Origin of the sequence: Frankia sp. CeD (genome assembly GCF_000732115.1) — a bacterium.
Classification (GTDB): domain Bacteria; phylum Actinomycetota; class Actinomycetes; order Frankiales; family Frankiaceae; genus Frankia; species Frankia casuarinae.
Window position 1 is genome coordinate 173,760 of the sequence record NZ_JPGU01000002.1, and the last position, 16,512, is coordinate 190,271.

16 protein-coding genes and 4 tRNA genes are annotated in these 16,512 nt (G+C 68.1%); 15 read left to right on the plus strand and 5 right to left on the minus strand.

All coding sequences use genetic code 11. From position 1 onward, the window contains the following. Positions 1-122 precede the first annotated feature (122 nt). Positions 123-611: a YajQ family cyclic di-GMP-binding protein gene (locus CED_RS02310; RefSeq protein ID WP_011435018.1), complete on the minus strand. Its 489-nt coding sequence runs from the start codon at positions 609-611 to the stop codon at positions 123-125. A gap of 186 nt (positions 612-797) precedes the next feature. On the opposite strand from CED_RS02310, the gene CED_RS02315 reads away from it, so the two are divergent. Beyond that, positions 798-882: transfer RNA gene (locus CED_RS02315), tRNA-Tyr, on the plus strand. Between the two features lie 110 nt (positions 883-992). Here the strand turns inward: CED_RS02315 and pyrE are convergent. Next, entirely contained in the window at positions 993-1,529 is a 537-nt protein-coding gene (gene pyrE, locus CED_RS02320) for an orotate phosphoribosyltransferase (protein WP_035908456.1), read from the minus strand. Positions 1,530-1,620: 91 nt separating this feature from the next. On the opposite strand from pyrE, the gene CED_RS02325 reads away from it, so the two are divergent. Further along, a complete protein-coding gene (locus CED_RS02325) occupies positions 1,621-2,073 on the plus strand; it encodes a gamma-glutamylcyclotransferase family protein (RefSeq protein ID WP_011435020.1) in 453 nt (150 codons plus the stop codon). A gap of 33 nt (positions 2,074-2,106) precedes the next feature. Here the strand turns inward: CED_RS02325 and CED_RS02330 are convergent, their stop codons facing one another. Beyond that, on the minus strand, positions 2,107-2,664 hold the full coding sequence (locus CED_RS02330; RefSeq protein WP_035908553.1) for a hypothetical protein: 558 nt from the start codon (positions 2,662-2,664) through the stop codon (positions 2,107-2,109). A gap of 178 nt (positions 2,665-2,842) precedes the next feature. Beyond that, positions 2,843-4,333 carry a GH25 family lysozyme gene (locus CED_RS02335; protein WP_035908457.1) on the minus strand — a complete coding sequence of 497 codons (1,491 nt, stop codon included), beginning with the start codon at positions 4,331-4,333 and terminating at the stop codon, positions 2,843-2,845. 417 nt (positions 4,334-4,750) lie between these two features. On the opposite strand from CED_RS02335, the gene CED_RS02340 reads away from it, so the two are divergent. From CED_RS02340 to CED_RS02360, 5 genes are all read left to right on the plus strand, one after another. Next, a tRNA-Thr gene (locus CED_RS02340) sits at positions 4,751-4,826 on the plus strand. A 99-nt stretch (positions 4,827-4,925) separates the two neighbouring features. Next, positions 4,926-5,002, plus strand: a tRNA-Met gene (locus CED_RS02345). A gap of 127 nt (positions 5,003-5,129) precedes the next feature. Then, a complete protein-coding gene (rpmG, locus tag CED_RS02350; RefSeq protein WP_070131962.1) occupies positions 5,130-5,261 on the plus strand; it encodes a 50S ribosomal protein L33 in 132 nt (43 codons plus the stop codon). A gap of 230 nt (positions 5,262-5,491) precedes the next feature. Next, a complete protein-coding gene (locus tag CED_RS02355; RefSeq protein ID WP_011435023.1) occupies positions 5,492-5,953 on the plus strand; it encodes a MaoC family dehydratase N-terminal domain-containing protein in 462 nt (153 codons plus the stop codon). Between the two features lie 109 nt (positions 5,954-6,062). Then, a complete protein-coding gene (locus tag CED_RS02360; protein WP_011435024.1) occupies positions 6,063-6,491 on the plus strand; it encodes a MaoC family dehydratase in 429 nt (142 codons plus the stop codon). A 44-nt stretch (positions 6,492-6,535) separates the two neighbouring features. Here the strand turns inward: CED_RS02360 and CED_RS02365 are convergent, their stop codons facing one another. After that, complete coding sequence (locus CED_RS02365) at positions 6,536-7,744, minus strand: pyridoxal phosphate-dependent aminotransferase (protein WP_011435025.1); 1,209 nt, start codon at positions 7,742-7,744, stop codon at positions 6,536-6,538. A 311-nt stretch (positions 7,745-8,055) separates the two neighbouring features. On the opposite strand from CED_RS02365, the gene CED_RS02370 reads away from it, so the two are divergent. The 8 genes from CED_RS02370 (at position 8,056) to rpoB (ending at position 16,488) form a co-directional block, all read left to right on the plus strand. Beyond that, positions 8,056-8,128 (plus strand) — tRNA-Trp (locus tag CED_RS02370). 61 nt (positions 8,129-8,189) lie between these two features. Further along, positions 8,190-8,438, plus strand: a complete 249-nt coding sequence (gene secE / locus CED_RS24970) for a preprotein translocase subunit SecE (RefSeq protein ID WP_011435026.1) — start codon at positions 8,190-8,192, stop codon at positions 8,436-8,438. Between the two features lie 155 nt (positions 8,439-8,593). Next, positions 8,594-9,409 (plus strand): transcription termination/antitermination protein NusG, encoded by an 816-nt coding sequence (gene nusG / locus CED_RS02380; protein WP_035908458.1) that lies wholly within the window; start codon positions 8,594-8,596, stop codon positions 9,407-9,409. Between the two features lie 35 nt (positions 9,410-9,444). Further along, complete coding sequence (gene rplK, locus CED_RS02385; protein ID WP_011435028.1) at positions 9,445-9,879, plus strand: 50S ribosomal protein L11; 435 nt, start codon at positions 9,445-9,447, stop codon at positions 9,877-9,879. A 137-nt stretch (positions 9,880-10,016) separates the two neighbouring features. Then, complete coding sequence (rplA, locus tag CED_RS02390; protein WP_023839793.1) at positions 10,017-10,733, plus strand: 50S ribosomal protein L1; 717 nt, start codon at positions 10,017-10,019, stop codon at positions 10,731-10,733. A 386-nt stretch (positions 10,734-11,119) separates the two neighbouring features. Further along, positions 11,120-11,683, plus strand: coding sequence for a 50S ribosomal protein L10 (rplJ, locus tag CED_RS02395; RefSeq protein WP_011435030.1), 564 nt, complete (start codon positions 11,120-11,122; stop codon positions 11,681-11,683). 103 nt (positions 11,684-11,786) lie between these two features. Beyond that, complete coding sequence (gene rplL / locus CED_RS02400; RefSeq protein ID WP_035908459.1) at positions 11,787-12,179, plus strand: 50S ribosomal protein L7/L12; 393 nt, start codon at positions 11,787-11,789, stop codon at positions 12,177-12,179. 883 nt (positions 12,180-13,062) lie between these two features. Then, on the plus strand, positions 13,063-16,488 hold the full coding sequence (gene rpoB / locus CED_RS02405; protein ID WP_035908460.1) for a DNA-directed RNA polymerase subunit beta: 3,426 nt from the start codon (positions 13,063-13,065) through the stop codon (positions 16,486-16,488). The last annotated feature ends 24 nt before the right edge of the window (positions 16,489-16,512 follow it).

The following is a 16,512-nucleotide window of genomic DNA, read 5'->3' on the forward strand; positions in this document are numbered from 1 at the left end:
GAAACGGCGTCGGTTCACAACCAGGACCGCGGCGGAGCAAACCCCCCAGGTTCCGCCGCAAGCACCCCGCCCGAAACCCCCCATCGGGCGGGGTGCACCCTGTCTCCAGCTTTTCCGTCGCGTCAGCGGTAGTTGACGAACTGGAGGGGAACTTCGAAGTCCTCGGTTTTGAGTATCTGGATCACGCGCTGCAGGTCATCGCGCTTCTTCCCGGTCACCCGTAGCTGATCACCCTGAATCTGGGCCTGTACCCCCTTCGGGCCATCCGTCCGGATCTTCTTGGCGATGGCCTTGGCCTTGTCCTCCGCGATGCCCTGCTGAACGGTGACGGGCAACCGGAACTCCTTGCCCGACGGCTTGGGCTCGTCGAAGGTCAGGGCCTTGAGGGAAATGCCGCGTTTGACGAACTTCTCCTGCAGTACGTCGAGCACCGCCTTGACCCGCTCGTCCGTGTTCGCTACAAGCAGAATCGACTCGCCGGACAGCGTCGCGGATGCGCCGGTGTCACGGAAGTCGAAGCGGGTCCGGATTTCCTTGACCGTCTGGTTGACGGCGTTGTCTATCTCCTGGGCGTCAACTTTGCTGACGATGTCGAAGGATGGATCTGCCACGTGTGCGGACCTCCTGGTCGGTTCGATGTGGGTGAGGATCGTGTGGAGTCGAGTGCTGTGCGTGATCGTGGTGCGCGGCCTTCGTTTCGTGAGCCGCTACTCACCGTTGTAATCGATCGTCGGCGGCCGCAGCGGGGCGGTGCGGCATCACGATGCTCCGTCGGGACCGGTATGCTCCTCTACGACGGCAGGTTGCCCGAGCGGCCAAAGGGAGCGGTCTGTAAAACCGTCGGCTCAGCCTACGATGGTTCGAATCCATCACCTGCCACCATCCCGGAGTTCCCGGGGATCATGCTTCTACACAGGCTCGGATCCACAGGCCCGGAGCATCGCTCCGGGCCTGTGGATGTGCGGCCGCGGATGGTCCTCGTCGCCGGGCGGTCAGGTGTCCGCGGCTGCGGCCTCCAGGTCCGCCCGGGTCAGGACGGGATGCAACGTCAGACCGAGCTCGGCGAGTCTCTCCCGGCCGCCCTCCTGCCGGTCGATCACACAGAGCACGTGTTCCACNACCGCTCCGGCATCCCGCAGTACCCGGGTCGCGTCGAGCACGGCACCACCGGAGGTGACCACGTCCTCGACGAGGGCGACGTGGCGTCCGGTGACGTCGCCGCCCTCCGCGATGCGTCGGGTGCCGTATTCTTTGGCCTTCTTCCGGACGAACCGGGCGGGCAGACCGGTGCGCTGGGAGAGCAGAGTCACGAGGGGCACTCCGCCGAGTTCGAGTCCGGCGAGGATCTCCGCGCCGGGCGGCACCAGTTCGGTGAGCCCGGCCACCACCGCAGCGAGCAGCGCCGGGTCGGCTTCNAAGAGGTACTTGTCGAAGTACTCGGTGCTTGTCCGGCCCGACCGGAGCAGGAATGTCCCGGTCAGCTGGGAAGCAGTCCGAACCTGGGCGGCCAGCGCCGCGTTGTCGTTCACGTCTGCTCACTCTAGGACCGGTTCCCCGCCGGGATGCCGGCCGTGGACGGTCACCCATGGGCCGCCATGGCCGGGGCACTACCGTTGCCTCATGTCATCGGCTGAGGCGGAGCGCGCGGTCCCGCTGTTCGTCTACGGGACGCTGCTGTTCCCCGAGGTCGTGCGGGCGCTCATCGGACGCGTACCCGAGGTGGGGCCCGCCACGGTCACCGGCTGGCGGGCCGCCCGGCTGCGTGGTCGGCTCTATCCGGGCCTCGTGCCCACGGCCGAGGCGGACGGGCCGGATCGGGCCACCGCCGGCCTCGTCCTCCTGGGGCTTGCCGCACGGGAACGGGCGATCCTCGATGCCTTCGAAGGCGAGGCCTACGAGACCCGTCCGCTGCTCCTGACCGACGGGCTACCCGCCATGGCCTACCTTTGGCGTGATCTCGCCGAGGCGATGCCGGAGAACTGGGACGCCCGGGTCTTCGCCGACCGTCATCTCACCGACTACGCCCTGCGGTGCGCCACCTGGCGGGCGGGGCTGGCCGATCCGGCACCCTAACCGCGAGCTGACCGCCTGACCGCGAGCCGCCGTTCAGCCGCTGGTGGGCGGCCGCGGACCCTCTTCGCGCCGGACGCCGCCCCCGGAGGTCACCCGGGTGCCACCGGTCTCGGTGAGGCGACCGACTCCGGCCTCACGCCCGGCGGAGACCCCGGCCTGGTCGCTCGGATACGGCTCCTCGTACCCGGCTCTGGCCCGAGGAGCATCGTAGGTGCACAGTACGTAGATGACGACTACGTCGATCGCGATGATGACGACGGACCAGACCGGGAACGCCGCAAGGAACGCCAGCTGCCCGATGGCGTTGATCGTCGCGATTGCGACCCCTCCCCAGCGGGCGGCCTCGTTACGGGCCGCGATGCCGAAGGCGATCAGTATCTCGACGACGCCGACCACGATCCACAACCAGCCCCAGAAGGTGGTGTCGGCGTAGATCACGCTGGTCCCGCCGTTGAGGTTGTTCACCACGACGGTGTAGTCGCGCAGGGACGCAATGCCGTAGATCAGGTTGTGGAAGCCGNCGATGAACATGATGACGGCGGCGAAGGTGAGCCATCCGTTCAGCGGGCGTGCCACCCGTGTTCCTGCCATCTCATCCTCCCCGGTCGTACTCGCGGCGGATCGCTCTGCCCGCATGGTGCGGTCCGTCGTTGTTCGGTAGTCATACGACCACCTCTCCGCCGCGTAGGTGCGATACCCACGGTAGGCCGCCGTCACCCATCGTTGTGTCCGTCGGGCCGGAGGCGGTTCTCTCCGGCCCGGGACACGATCAGGGAGCGGTGCCGGCGCCACCCGCCACACCCACGCCACTCTTGCCGGTGCCGTTCTTGCCGGCCGGCAGTGTCGTGACCGCGTTCGTCGCCGCGCTCCAGCGGAGCTTGCCGAACTGAAAGGTGCTTTCCCGTCCGCCCGGGACCGAGTACTCGTCGGTGATCGGAAGCCCGAGGCTCGACGTCGTGCCACCGAGGCCCAGATAGGTCCGCAGGATGCGGCCGTGGACCTCGTGCGCGCCGATGGCCGGGTGCCAGTAGATCCAGCCACCCTGGAACTTCGCCTGAAGCGTCTCCGGGGCCGTGGCGTACTCGACACCGCTCACCGGCCGGCGCAGGAAGCTGTTCGTTCCGCCCAGCTCCAGGAACTTCGTCGCGATGGATCCGTGCAGGGCCTGTACGCCGGTCGCCACGGACCAGAAGGCCAGGCCGTTGGAGTAACGCTGCCAGCGACCGCCACCGCCGGCGGGCAGTTCGCTGTCGACGGGCGTCCCAACGGCCAGGCGGGTCAGCCCGGCGGTCGCGTACCACTTCTCGATCTCGCTGCGGGTGCCGTCGGCCTGTGCGGCGAGCGCGGTCAGCGTGCAGCACAGCACGTTCAGATCGACATTTCCCATGATCCCCGGGACATTTCCACTCGAGGTGTACTGCCACAGCGCCCACTTGGTCCAGCCGCCGGGCAGCCAGCCCGGGGTCGCCTTGTTGTTGTAGATGGCGAACCAGAACGGANACCGGGCGAAGCTGTGGTTGTCCGCCAGCTTCTTGGTCCAGAACGAGCGGTACGTGTAGAGGATGGGCGCCCGGCCGGTCTCGGTCTCGATCTTCTCGAGGAACGCCCGCGTCCAGGCGGCCAGCGCGGCGGGATCGAGTCCTCCGTCGTCCTCGAGGTCGAGCACGGGGGCCAGCTGCCCGGCGGCGCGGGTCAGCCCGCTCACCGTGATGAAGCGCTGTGCCTGGTCCACCGCGGTCGAGATCGGCCGCGCCGGCCGCGCGTAGTGATAGGCCCCGACCACCAGACCGGCTTTGGCGGCCGCGTCCCGGTCCGCGGCAAAGTACGGATTGGTGTAGTTCGGTCCTTCGGTGGCCTTAATGATCGCAAAGCTCAGGCCGGAGCCNCGCGCTGCGGTCCAGTCGATGGGGCCGCCGCCGGGATGCTGCCAGGAGGCCACGTCGATCCCCCGTGGCCAGGTCGGGGACGGCACCGCGCCCTGGGCGACTCCGGTGGTCGCGGTCAACGCCCCCGCGGTGATGGCCAGCGCCGCGATGCTCGTCACCCGCCGGGGGAGGGGGATTGGCAGCAGGGACGGGCGGGTGTCGACCCGCCGCCGCGTCGACCCCGGAGGAGGGCCGTGGCCTTCTTCATCCGGGTGGCCAGACGTGGGGGTGGTGGTCGGCAGGGTGGTGGTCGTAGGCACGGTGTCGCCGGCGGTGGGACCGGGCCGGACCTCGCGTGTCGTCGGATACCGGCTGGAACGGTGCATAGGACGCATGGGCAACCCTCGATGCTCGGGAGGCGATGCTGGGGAGGCTCGCCAGGCGGTTGGCCACGCCGGCAGCGGCGCACCAACGGGTGCTCCACACGCTAAGCATCGAAGAGATTACTTACAGCTATCAGTGTGAGTGGCGTCCAGGTAGGTCGCTACGGATAGTTGTTCCCGTCGGCAATCTCCGCATGTTTCGATGGAACGGAGTGAGGGTCGGGCGTACTGGCGTGTCATGGGGCGGACCTGGCGGTCAGGGCAGGGGGGTCGTTTCCGGCCGGCGTAGCGCCGACGGGGCCAGCGGGGGCCCTCACGCCGGTCGCCGGGAGGACCGGTCGCCGGGAGGACCGGCGGGNTCGGGGNCGAAGTGGGNGNGGGGGNCACCCAACCCCNCCTGTCGTCGTGTAACCTGAGCTCCGCGGCCTCGCCCCTTTAGCTCAGTCGGCAGAGCGTCTCCATGGTAAGGAGAAGGTCTACGGTTCGATTCCGTAAAGGGGCTCCACGTTCCGCCTTCGGGTGGGTTCGTGTCCGGGGGGATGTCCGCCGGTCCTCCCGCGGGGTAAGATGTTGGTCGGGCCGCCGCAAGCAGGTGGACCATCCTAGCGGTGTAGCTCAGTCTGGCAGAGCAAGCGGCTCATAATCGCTGTGTCGCCGGTTCAAGTCCGGCCACCGCTACCAGCAGTGTGCGGCCTACCGCGGAGCCCGTGCGGGATCGCGGTTTGCCGCGCCGCCTGACCTGTTCAGCAACCGACTTAGGAAGAGGCATCACGCCGTGGCCGCCACTGACGTACGCCCGAAGATCACGATGGCGTGTCAGGTGTGTAAGCACCGGAACTACATCACGCGCAAGAACCGTCGCAACGACCCGGACCGCCTCGAACTGAAGAAGTTCTGCCCGAACTGCGGCAAGCACACGGAGCACCGCGAGACGCGCTGACGTTGCTCCGGCGGCTGCCCATCGGCGCGTCCGGGCGCCCGTCCCCACCTGGACGGGCGGGGTCGCTGAATCCTCCGTGCACGTATCTACGTTCCGCACCGGTAGCCGGTCAGGGAAGTCCTTGGCCGGCTTCCTGGCATGCCAGCCAAGATTATCGACCGATGGCGGGCGATGTGGTAACCACGTAGAGACACCCTGGTCATCCCGCTGATGGCGCGATCGGAGTTGCGATGCCGCTCAATCAGGACTTCGTGGGACGAAGCTCGGTTTCCCCCGCCCCGTTCCAGGTCGGGCGCGAGCACATCCGGAGGTTCGCCGAAGCGATCGGGGACGACAACCCGCTGTACCACGATCTGGAGGCCGCGAAGGCCGCTGGTTATCCCGATCTCGTGGCTCCACCCACGTTCCTCATCACAGTGATCCCCGGAACCCTCGGGGTGCCCACCGACGATCCGGAGCTCGGCCTCGACTTCTCTCTGGTCGTCCACGGCGAGGAACGTTTCGTGTTGCTTCGGCCGGTGGTGGCCGGCGACGAGCTGATCTGCACCTCGACCCTGACCGGCATCCGGTCCGTGGGGACCAACGAGGTGCTCGTCGTCAACTACCAGTTCGCCACGATCTACGGAGAGCAGGTCGCCACCGGCGTGTGTGGGCTGGTCTCGCGCGGGACGGCTCCGCCGAGGCGCCAATGACACCTTTGCCGACAGGGTTGTCGGAGTCCCACCGGCCCCGCTCGGCTCCGGCGACCGCGCGTTGCGCACGTTCCGGGCGACCCCGGGCGTCCTCACGATCTGGAGAACGATGACCGCCACGGTGAGCTACGACGACGTCGAGGTCGGCACCGAGCTGCCGGAGCGACTTTTCCCGTTGCGTCGGGATGATCTTGTCCGGTATGCCGGTGCGTCCGGCGACTTCAACCCCATTCACTGGAGCGATCGGGCGGCCGCCGAGGCCGGCCTACCGGGAGTGCTGGCGCACGGCATGCTGACCATGGCGACGGCCGCGCGGTTGGTCACGGACTGGCTCGGGGACCCGGGCGCCGTGGTCGAGTTCGGGGTGAAGTTCTCCTCCCCGGTGATCGTGCCCGACGACGGCGCCGGCGCGACGGTGTCCGTGCGTGGCATGGTCGAGAAGAAGCTCGACGACAACCTGGTGGTGGTGAATCTCACCACCCGATGCGACGGAAAAAAGGTCTTGATGGCGGCCCGGGCGACCGTCCGGCTGCGCTGAGGCCTGCCGCGCGGCAGGTCCGGCCGCTGAGCCGCCCGGCGGCCTCAGGCCGCCTCGGCGAGCAGGGCGGAGAGGCGGCTGACTCCCTTGACGAGATCGTCGTCGCTCAGCGCGTAGGACAGCCGGGCGAAGCCGGGAGTGCCGAAGGCCTCACCCGGCACGATCGCGACCCCAGCCTCCTCGAGGATCAGCTGGCACAGATCCGCGGACGTGGTGGGGATACGGCCGCGCAGGGTGCGCCCGAGCACGTCCCGCACCGACGGATAGCAGTAGAACGCCCCGTCGGGCAGTGGGCAGCGGATCCCGGGCGTCTGCGACAGCAGGCGGTGCATCGTCTGCCGGCGGCGGTCGAAGGCGGTGCGCATCGTGGCGACCGCATCCAGCGGGCCGGCGACCGCGGCAAGCGCGGCGGCCTGGGCGACGTTCGAGACGTTCGACGTCGCGTGGGACTGGAGGTTGGTCGCGGCGGCTACGGCGTCCGCCGGCCCGACCAGCCAACCGACCCGCCATCCCGTCATCGCGTAGGTCTTCGCGACCCCGTTGACGATGATGCAGCGTTCGGCGAGCTCAGGTACCTCGGCGAGAACGGAGGCGAACCTTGTCTCGCCGTAGACCAGATGCTCGTAGATCTCGTCGCTGATGACCCAGATCCCGGCCTGCTCGGCCCACCGTCCGATCGCGCGGACCTCCTCGGGGGTGTGGACGGCGCCGGTCGGGTTCGACGGGGAGTTGAACAGCAGAACCTTGGTCCGCGGGGTGCGTGCCGCCTCCAGTTGTTCCACCGTCACCCGGTACCCGGCTTCCGGACCGGTGACGACGTCGACCGGGACACCCCCGGCCAGCCGGATCGACTCCGGGTAGGTCGTCCAGTACGGGGCGGGCAGGAGCACCTCGTCCCCCGGGTCGAGCAGCGTCGCGAACGCCGCGTAGACAGCCTGCTTGCCGCCGTTGGTCACCAGGACCTGGCTCGGCGAGACGATCACCCCCGAGTCTCGGGCGGTCTTCTCGGCGATGGCCTGCTTCAGCTCCGGCAGGCCCGCGGCCGGGCTGTAGCGGTGCATGCGGGGCTCACGGCATGCCTTCTCGGCGGCGGCGACGATGTGGTCCGGGGTTGGGAAGTCCGGCTCCCCGGCGCCGAACCCGATCACGTCGCGGCCCGCGGCGCGCATCGCCTTGGCGGTGGCGTCGACGGCGAGCGTTGCGGAGGGGGCGATTCCCCCGATGCGGTGCGAGATCCTGCTCATGGCCGCCATGCTGCCACGGCTGTCACACGCGTGTCGGATGCACGTCGGACGTACCGTGGGATCCGTCCGGACCCTCCGGCAACGGTCCTCCGGCCCGTCCGGCCGCATCCATTCGAACCTCCGTGACAGGCTGCCAGCCCCCTCGCCCCCCGCTACCCCCTCGACGCGATCGCCGTACGCGGAGTCCAGGCGGCAAAGGGGTATGCTCGATCCGCTCGGGTACCCATTCCGGTACATCGCCGTGCGGCTGGGCTATGCGCTACGTAGCGCATAGCCGGGGTATGGTGGCGTAGCGGTCGCAAGGATCCGGGTGTGTGTCTAGGGGCGTGGCTCAATTGGTAGAGCACCGGTCTCCAAAACCGGCGGTTGCAGGNTCGAGTCCTGTCGCCCCTGCGCTGTTCGACAGTTGGCTGGTTCGATGACGCTGGTTCGATGACGGAGNGNGNNNNGTTGAGTGGCGACCGATACCCGTGACGCGGCACCGCGCCCCAAGCGGGCTACGCGTGCCGCGGGTCGACGTCGGTATCGGCCACTTGTGTTCATCCGCGAGGTCATGGCGGAGTTGCGGAAGGTCGTCTACCCCGGGCGGAGTGAGCTGATCACCTATGTGCTGGTCGTGCTTGTCTTCGTCAGCGTGATGACGGCGTTCGTGGCTACCCTCGACTTCGGCCTCACGAAGGCGGTCCTCGCGATCTTCGGCTGACGGGTCCCACCGCCGGACAGGCCGGGGCCGAAGCAGGCGGTGGTCGCTGGAGCTGCCCATCGGCGAGCTGGCTGCCCGTCCGGCCCCACGCCCGCGCAGCGCCGCTTCGCGGGTCCACAGCAGCAGAAGTGTTCACGAGAGTAAGGATCGTCCGCGTGTCCCAGTCGCCCGAGCACGCCTCCTCCGAGCAGGGGGAGGCCCTCGCCCGTCTCGATCCCCTCGCGGCGTTCGAGCACGACGAGGTGGCGAGCACGGACGCCGGCGCCGAGCTCGGCGACGTCTACGCCACCGCCGAGGCCGATCCCACCGCCGAGGCCGATCCCACCCCCGAGGGTGCTTTCCCGGTCTCCCCGGCGGTCGGGACGGTGCCGCCGGCCCTGACCGACGACGATGCCGACGACGACGATGCCGACCTGCGGCGGGCGATCGAGGACGCGCCTGGCGAGTGGTACGTCGTGCACTCCTATGCGGGGTACGAGAACAAGGTCAAGACCAATCTCGAGACCCGGATCTCCAGCCTCAACATGGAGGACTACATCTTCCAGATCGAGGTGCCCACCGAGGAGGTCCCGGTGGTCAAGAACGGCAAGCGGCAGCTTGTCCAGCAGAAGAAGTACCCGGGTTACATCTACGTCCGGATGGATCTGACCGATCAGTCGTGGTCGGCGGTCCGTAACACCCCGGGTGTGACCGGGTTCGTCGGGCTCACCAACCGGCCCTCCCCGCTGCGCCGGGAGGAGGTCCTCTCGATCCTCGCCCCGGTTGTGCCGAAGGAGAAGAAGGTCGAGACCGTCCGGGTGCAGGAGTTCGAGGTCGGCGAGTCCGTCACCGTCATGGACGGCCCCTTCGCCACGCTCCCGGCGACCATCAGCGAGATCAACCTCGACGCCCAGCGACTGAAGGTGCTGGTCTCGATCTTCGGTCGGGAGACGCCCGTCGAGCTGCAGTTCAATCAGGTCGCGAAGATCTGATCCGCTCCGTAGAACCCCGGTAGGAAGACGAGCACATGCCTCCCAAGAAGAAGAAGATCACTGCGATCATCAAGCTCCAGATCAACGCCGGCAAGGCCACCCCGGCGCCGCCGGTCGGCCCCGCGCTGGGTCAGCATGGCGTGAACATCATGGAGTTCTGCAAGCAGTACAACGCGGCGACCGAGTCGCAGGCCGGCAACGTCGTGCCGGTCGAGATCACCGTCTACGACGACCGGTCCTTCACCTTCGTCACGAAGACCCCGCCGGCCGCGCGGCTCATCCTCAAGGCCGCGGGCGTGGAGAAGGGCAGTGGCACCCCGCACCGGGACAAGGTTGCCAAGCTCACCACGGCGCAGATCCGCGAGATCGCCCAGACCAAGCTCCCGGACCTCAACGCCACCTCGATCGAGGCCGCCGAGAAGATCATCGCCGGCACCGCTCGATCCATGGGTATCACGGTCGGCGAGTAGTACGCNCTCGCGTTCCCCCCACCACCGGACCGACCAGTGGGAGGGCGGCCGGGCGCAGGTGCCGGGTGGACAGGATGTGTCCACGTCGCCGCGTCCCTTCGACGGCCGTCCGCCATCACCACGAGGAGACAGACAGTATGAAGCGCAGCAAGGCCTACCGTGCCGCGGCCGAGAAGATCAACCCGGAGAACTTCTACAGCCCGCTGGAGGCGGTCCGCCTCGCGCAGCAGACCTCGACGACGAAGTACGACGCGACGGTCGAGGTTGCGATCCGGCTCGGGGTCGACCCTCGCAAGGCCGACCAGATGGTCCGTGGCACGGTCAACCTGCCGCACGGCACCGGGAAGTCCCCCCGCGTCGCTGTCTTCGCAGCCGGGGAGAAGGCCGCTGAGGCGAGCGCGGCCGGGGCCGACATCGTCGGTAGCGATGACCTGGTCGCCCGGATCCAGGAGGGCTTCCTGGAGTTCGACGCGACCGTCGCGACGCCCGATCAGATGGCGAAGGTTGGTCGGATCGCTCGGGTCCTGGGCCCCCGCGGCCTGATGCCGAACCCTAAGACCGGCACCGTGACGCTGGACATCGGCAAGGCCGTCTCCGACATCAAGGGCGGAAAGATCAACTTTCGGGTGGACAAGCAGGGTAACCTGCACATCGTCATCGGGAAGACGAACTTCACCGACACCCAGCTGATCGAGAACTACACGGTTGCCCTGGATGAGATCGTCCGGGTGAAGCCGTCCGCGGCCAAGGGCCGGTATCTGAAGAAGATCACCTTCACGACCACCATGGGCCCGGGTATCCCGGTCGACCCGAACCGCACCCGCAACCTTCTCGACGAGGGTGCCGCCGCCTGATCCGAGCCGTCCGGCGGCTCTCGCTCGTCCGGAGGCATCGCCGCACGAAGCCATGCGTGCGGCCGCCGGGCGAGCGAACAGGGGCGAGAACAGCGACGAACAGTCGCGTACACTGATATCCAGTTCCACACCGAAGACCGCTGGTTGCCGTCTCCGTTCCCGTCGAGGGCCACTCCTCGTCCGGTTCGACCGACGGCCGAAGGCCCCGGGTTCCCCGGGCGGCCCGCGCAGGTGACGGACGGGAAGTTCCGTGACGGATGCACGCAGCCGGGTGACACACCCGGTAGCGCCACCGCCGCCCTTCACGCCCCGTGCGCCTGCGCCGGGGCGTTCGTCATGTTCCAGGGGCGTTTCCGTATGACCAGCCGACACCCCGAAGGAGCCCCATGGCGAAAGCTGAGAAGACCGCCGCGGTGGCGGAGATCGTCGAGGAGTTCCGTGGCTCGACCGCTGCGGTGCTCACGGAGTACCGCGGTTTGACGGTGAGCCAGCTCACCGAGCTGCGGCGTGCCCTCGGCGAGGGCACGCGCTACTCCGTGGTCAAGAACACCCTGACCAAGATTGCGGCGGAGCAGGCCGGGGTCACCGGACTCGACGACCTGTTCGTCGGGCCGACCGCCGTCGCCTTCGTCAGCGGCGACCCGGTCGAGGCGGCCAAGGGCCTGCGCGACTTCGCTCGGGCGAACCCGGCACTGGTGCTCAAGGGCGGCTTCGTCGAGGGCAAGCCGATGACCGCCGACGAGATTCGCAAGCTTGCGGATCTTGAGTCCCGCGAGGTCCTGCTGGCGAAGCTGGCCGGGGCGATGAAGGGCACGCTGGCCGGGGCCGTCGGGCTCTTCGCCGCTCCGCTGTCCCAGGTGGCCCGGCTCGCCGAGGCGCTGCGCGAGCAGCGCGAAGGCCAGTCCGCCGGCGTCGCCGAGCAGCCGGCCGCCGAGGCTGCCGCCGAATAGCCGAGCGGCGCCACCATGGTGCCGCTCCGAGATCACAATCAGGTCGCTCGCAGTCACGAGCAGGCCACCCCGAATCAGGCATGACGAGGAAGGAACCGCCACCATGGCGAAGCTGTCGACCGAAGAGCTGCTGNACGCCTTCAAGGAACTGACCCTGCTGGAGCTCTCGGAGTTCGTGAAGCAGTTCGAGGAGNCCTTCGGTGTCNCCGCCGCGGCTCCGGTCGCCGTGGCCGCCGCTCCGGCCGCCGGTGGTGCGGGCGGCGAGGCGCCGGCCGCCGAGGAGCAGGACGAGTTCGACGTCATCCTTGAATCCGTCGGTGACAAGAAGATCCAGGTCATCAAGGAGGTCCGCGCGCTGACCAGCCTCGGGCTGAAGGAGGCCAAGGACCTCGTCGACGGGGCTCCGAAGCCAGTCCTGGAGAAGGTCGCCAAGGAGGCGGCGGACAAGGCGAAGGCGGCCCTCGAGGGCGCCGGCGCCACGGTCACCGTCAAGTAAGTACCGGCAGTCCGAGCAGTACTGGCAGCACCCCGCTGCCCTGGACGCCCCGTCCGNCGATGCCCGTCGCCGGACGGGGCGTCCCTTGCGGCCACCCGGCGTGGCCGTGGCGGACACCCCCGTGCCGGGGCACCCCTCTGCGGTGCCCCGGCACGTGCTGTCTGGAAGGCCCGAAAGGTCCACCGCAGGCGGCCCGATGCACAGATGGGCAGGTCGGGTCCGTTCGTGACGTTTTCCGAAGGGGGTTGACGGCCTCTGTGGATCGGAGTTCCATCAAGTTTGCGAACCCTCGTCGGGAGCGGATGCGGTGCGCTACGTCCTCCCTGCGTGGTCCCATCACGCAGGTCCTTGCCAGCGGTGTGCCCTTCGGCTACACTGCTAGTTTGCGCTGCCCTTCTCGTTGTATCGGCCTCGTCGACGTCGTGCCGTTGGTGATGGTCGGCCCTGTTCGGGGGCTGGTATGCACCGCGAGGCGGTTCCGGTTACGTGGTCCGGAGCGGTACTCGCGGTCAGTCCGGGACGATGTGGGGGCGCGCTGGTCGTGCCGGAGTGTGGCACGGCTGTACGGCTGCCACACCGAGGACCCTGAGCGAGACCCTTGCCCATACACCGATCCGTTGTTCTCAGCGGACACTCGTGTCGCCGCGCGCACATGCCGTGGCGAGGCTTCCGCGTGCCCGTTGTCGGCTTGTCGGCCGCACATCCGCTACGCAGGACGCCCGGGGGTCGGCCTCCACGTCCCGCGGCCATCATCTCACCGGTGGGGCACCCCCCGCCGCCGTTCCTGACAACCGTAGCGAGACACTGATCACCTGACCATTCCCCGACGGATACTTGACGTCCGCGACGCCAGCCCGACGATCAGGCCACCGGAAGGACCACCTTGGCCGCCTCGCGCTCTTCCTCCCGCATCTCGTTCGCTAAGATCATCGAGCCCCTCGAGGTCCCGGATCTCCTTGCTCTTCAGACGCAGTCCTTCGATTGGCTGATCGGTAGTGACGCCTGGGCGGAGCGGGTGCAGGAGGCCATCGATTCCGGCCGTGACGACGTTCCGATCACCTCGGGTCTCGAGGAGGTCTTCAAGGAGATCTCCCCGATCGAGGACTTCTCCGGCTCGATGTCACTGTCCTTTCGGGACCACCGGTTCGAACCGCCCAAGTACTCCGTGGAGGAGTGCAAGGACAAGGACATGACCTTCTCGGCCCCGCTGTTCGTCACGGCCGAGTTCACCAACAACAACACCGGCGAGATCAAGAGCCAGACGGTGTTCATGGGTGACTTCCCGCTCATGACCCCGAAGGGCACCTTCGTCATCAACGGCACTGAGCGCGTGGTGGTCAGTCAGCTCGTGCGCTCTCCGGGGGTCTACTTCGAGCGCAGCCTCGACAAGGCTTCCGACAAGGACCTGTACTCCTGCAAGGTGATCCCCTCCCGGGGAGCCTGGCTGGAGTTCGAGATCGACAAGCGCGACACCGTGGGCGTGCGGATCGACCGCAAGCGCCGTCAGTCCGTCACGGTGCTGCTCAAGGCGCTCGGCTGGGACNAGGCCCGCATCCTCGAGCGGTTCGGTGACTTCCCGTCGATGCGGATCACCCTGGAGAAGGACCACACCGCCGGCCAGGACGATGCGCTGCTCGACATCTACCGCAAGCTGCGCCCGGGTGAGCCGCCGACACGGGAGTCGGCGCAGACCCTGCTGGAGAACCTCTTCTTCAACCCGAAGCGTTACGACCTCGCCAAGGTCGGTCGCTACAAGGTCAACAAGAAGCTTTCCCTGGGTGTTGCCCACGACGTCGGTGTCCTCACCGAGAACGACATCGTGCGCACGATCGAGTACGTCGTCAAGCTGCACGCGGGTGCCGACCCGGCCGAGTACGAGGTCGACGACATCGACCACTTCGGCAACCGGCGCATACGCACCGTCGGCGAGCTTATCCAGAACCAGGTCCGCCTCGGCCTGGCCCGGATGGAGCGTGTCGTCCGCGAGCGGATGACGACCCAGGACGTCGAGGCGATCACCCCGCAGACCCTGATCAACATCCGGCCGGTCGTCGCCTCCATCAAGGAGTTCTTCGGCACCAGCCAGCTCTCGCAGTTCATGGACCAGACCAACCCGCTCGCCGGTCTGACCCACAAGCGCCGCCTGAACGCGCTCGGCCCCGGTGGTCTGTCCCGGGAGCGGGCCGGCTTCGAGGTCCGTGACGTGCACCCCAGCCACTACGGCCGGATGTGCCCGATCGAGACGCCGGAAGGCCCGAACATCGGCCTGATCGGCTCGCTGTCGACGTTCGCGCGGGTCAACCCGTTCGGCTTCATCGAGACCCCGTACCGCAAGGTGGAGAACGGCCGGGTCACCGGCCAGNTCGACTGGCTGACCGCGGACGAGGAGGACCGGCACGTCAAGGCGCAGGCGAACACCCCGCTGCGGCCCGACGGCTCGTTCGCGGAGGACCGTGTCCTGGTCCGCCGCAAGGGCGGTGAGGTCGAGTTCATCCCGCCGGACGAGGTCGACTACATGGACGTCTCGCCGCGGCAGATGGTGTCCGTGGCGANCGCGATGATCCCGTTCCTCGAGCATGACGACGCCAACCGCGCGCTGATGGGCTCCAACATGCAGCGCCAGTCGGTGCCGCTGCTGCGCTCCGAGGCGCCGCTGGTCGGCACCGGGATGGAGGCCCGCGCGGCCAAGGATGCCGGCGACGTGGTCGTCTGCGCCCAGGCGGGGGTGGTCGAGGATCTCTCGGCCGACTACATCACCGTCATGCACGACGACGGCACCCGGCGCACCTACCGGCTGGCGAAGTTTCGCCGGTCGAACCAGGGCACCTGCATCAACCAGAAGCCGATCGTGAACGAGGGCGACCGGGTCGGGGCCGGCCAGGTCATCGCGGACGGCCCGTGCACCGACAACGGTGAGATGGCGCTCGGCAAGAACCTGCTGGTCGCCTTCATGCCGTGGGAGGGGCACAACTACGAGGATGCGATCATCCTGTCCCAGCGTCTCGTCCAGGACGACGTGCTGTCCTCGATCCACATCGAGGAGCACGAGGTCGACGCCCGCGACACCAAGCTCGGCCCGGAGGAGATCACCCGGGACATCCCGAACGTCGCCGAGGAGGTTCTCGCCGACCTCGACGAGCGGGGGATCATCCGGATCGGCGCCGAGGTCTCGCCCGGCGACGTCCTGGTCGGCAAGGTCACGCCCAAGGGCGAGACCGAGCTGACCCCCGAGGAGCGCCTGTTGCGCGCGATCTTCGGGGAGAAGGCCCGGGAGGTCCGTGACACCTCGCTGAAGGTGCCGCACGGTGAGTCCGGCAAGGTCATCGGCGTGCGGGTGTTCTCCCGCGAGGACGGCGACGAGCTCCCGCCCGGGGTCAACGAGCTGGTCCGGGTCTACGTCGCCCAGAAGCGAAAGATCACCGACGGGGACAAGCTTGCCGGCCGGCACGGCAACAAGGGTGTCATCGCGAAGATCCTCCCGGCCGAGGACATGCCCTTCCTCGAGGACGGGACCCCGGTCGACGTCGTGCTCAACCCGCATGGTGTGCCTCGGCGGATGAACATCGGCCAGATCCTGGAGACCCACCTCGGGTGGGTGGCCAAGACCGGCTGGCAGGTCGACTCCGGCACCGAGGACTGGAAGGAGCGGCTGCGTGGCATCGGCGCGGACGCCGCCTCGGCCGGCACCAATGTGGCGACCCCCGTCTTCGACGGTGCCCGCGAGGAGGAGATCACCGGTCTGCTCGACTCCACCCTGCCCAACCGCGACGGCATCCAGCTGATCGGCTCCTCCGGCAAGGCCAAGCTGTTCGACGGCCGGACCGGTGAGCCGTACCCCTACCCGGTGGCGGTCGGCTACATCTACATCCTCAAGTTGCTGCACCTGGTCGACGACAAGATCCACGCTCGGTCGACCGGTCCCTACTCAATGATCACCCAGCAGCCCCTGGGTGGTAAGGCGCAGTTCGGTGGCCAGCGGTTCGGCGAGATGGAGGTGTGGGCGCTGGAGGCCTACGGCGCCGCCTACGCCCTGCAGGAACTACTGACCATCAAGTCCGACGACGTCGTGGGCCGGGTCAAGGTCTACGAGGCGATCGTCAAGGGCGAGAACATTCCGGAGCCCGGTATCCCGGAGTCGTTCAAGGTGCTCATCAAGGAGATGCAGTCGCTGTGCCTCAACGTCGAGGTGCTCTCCAGCGATGGCGTGCAGATCGAGATGCGTGACACCGACGAGGACGTCTTCCGTGCGGCGGAGGAACTCGGGATCGACCTGTCCCGGCGTGAGCCGAGCAGCGTCGAGGAGGTCTGACGGACGCCGGGGGTCCGACGCACC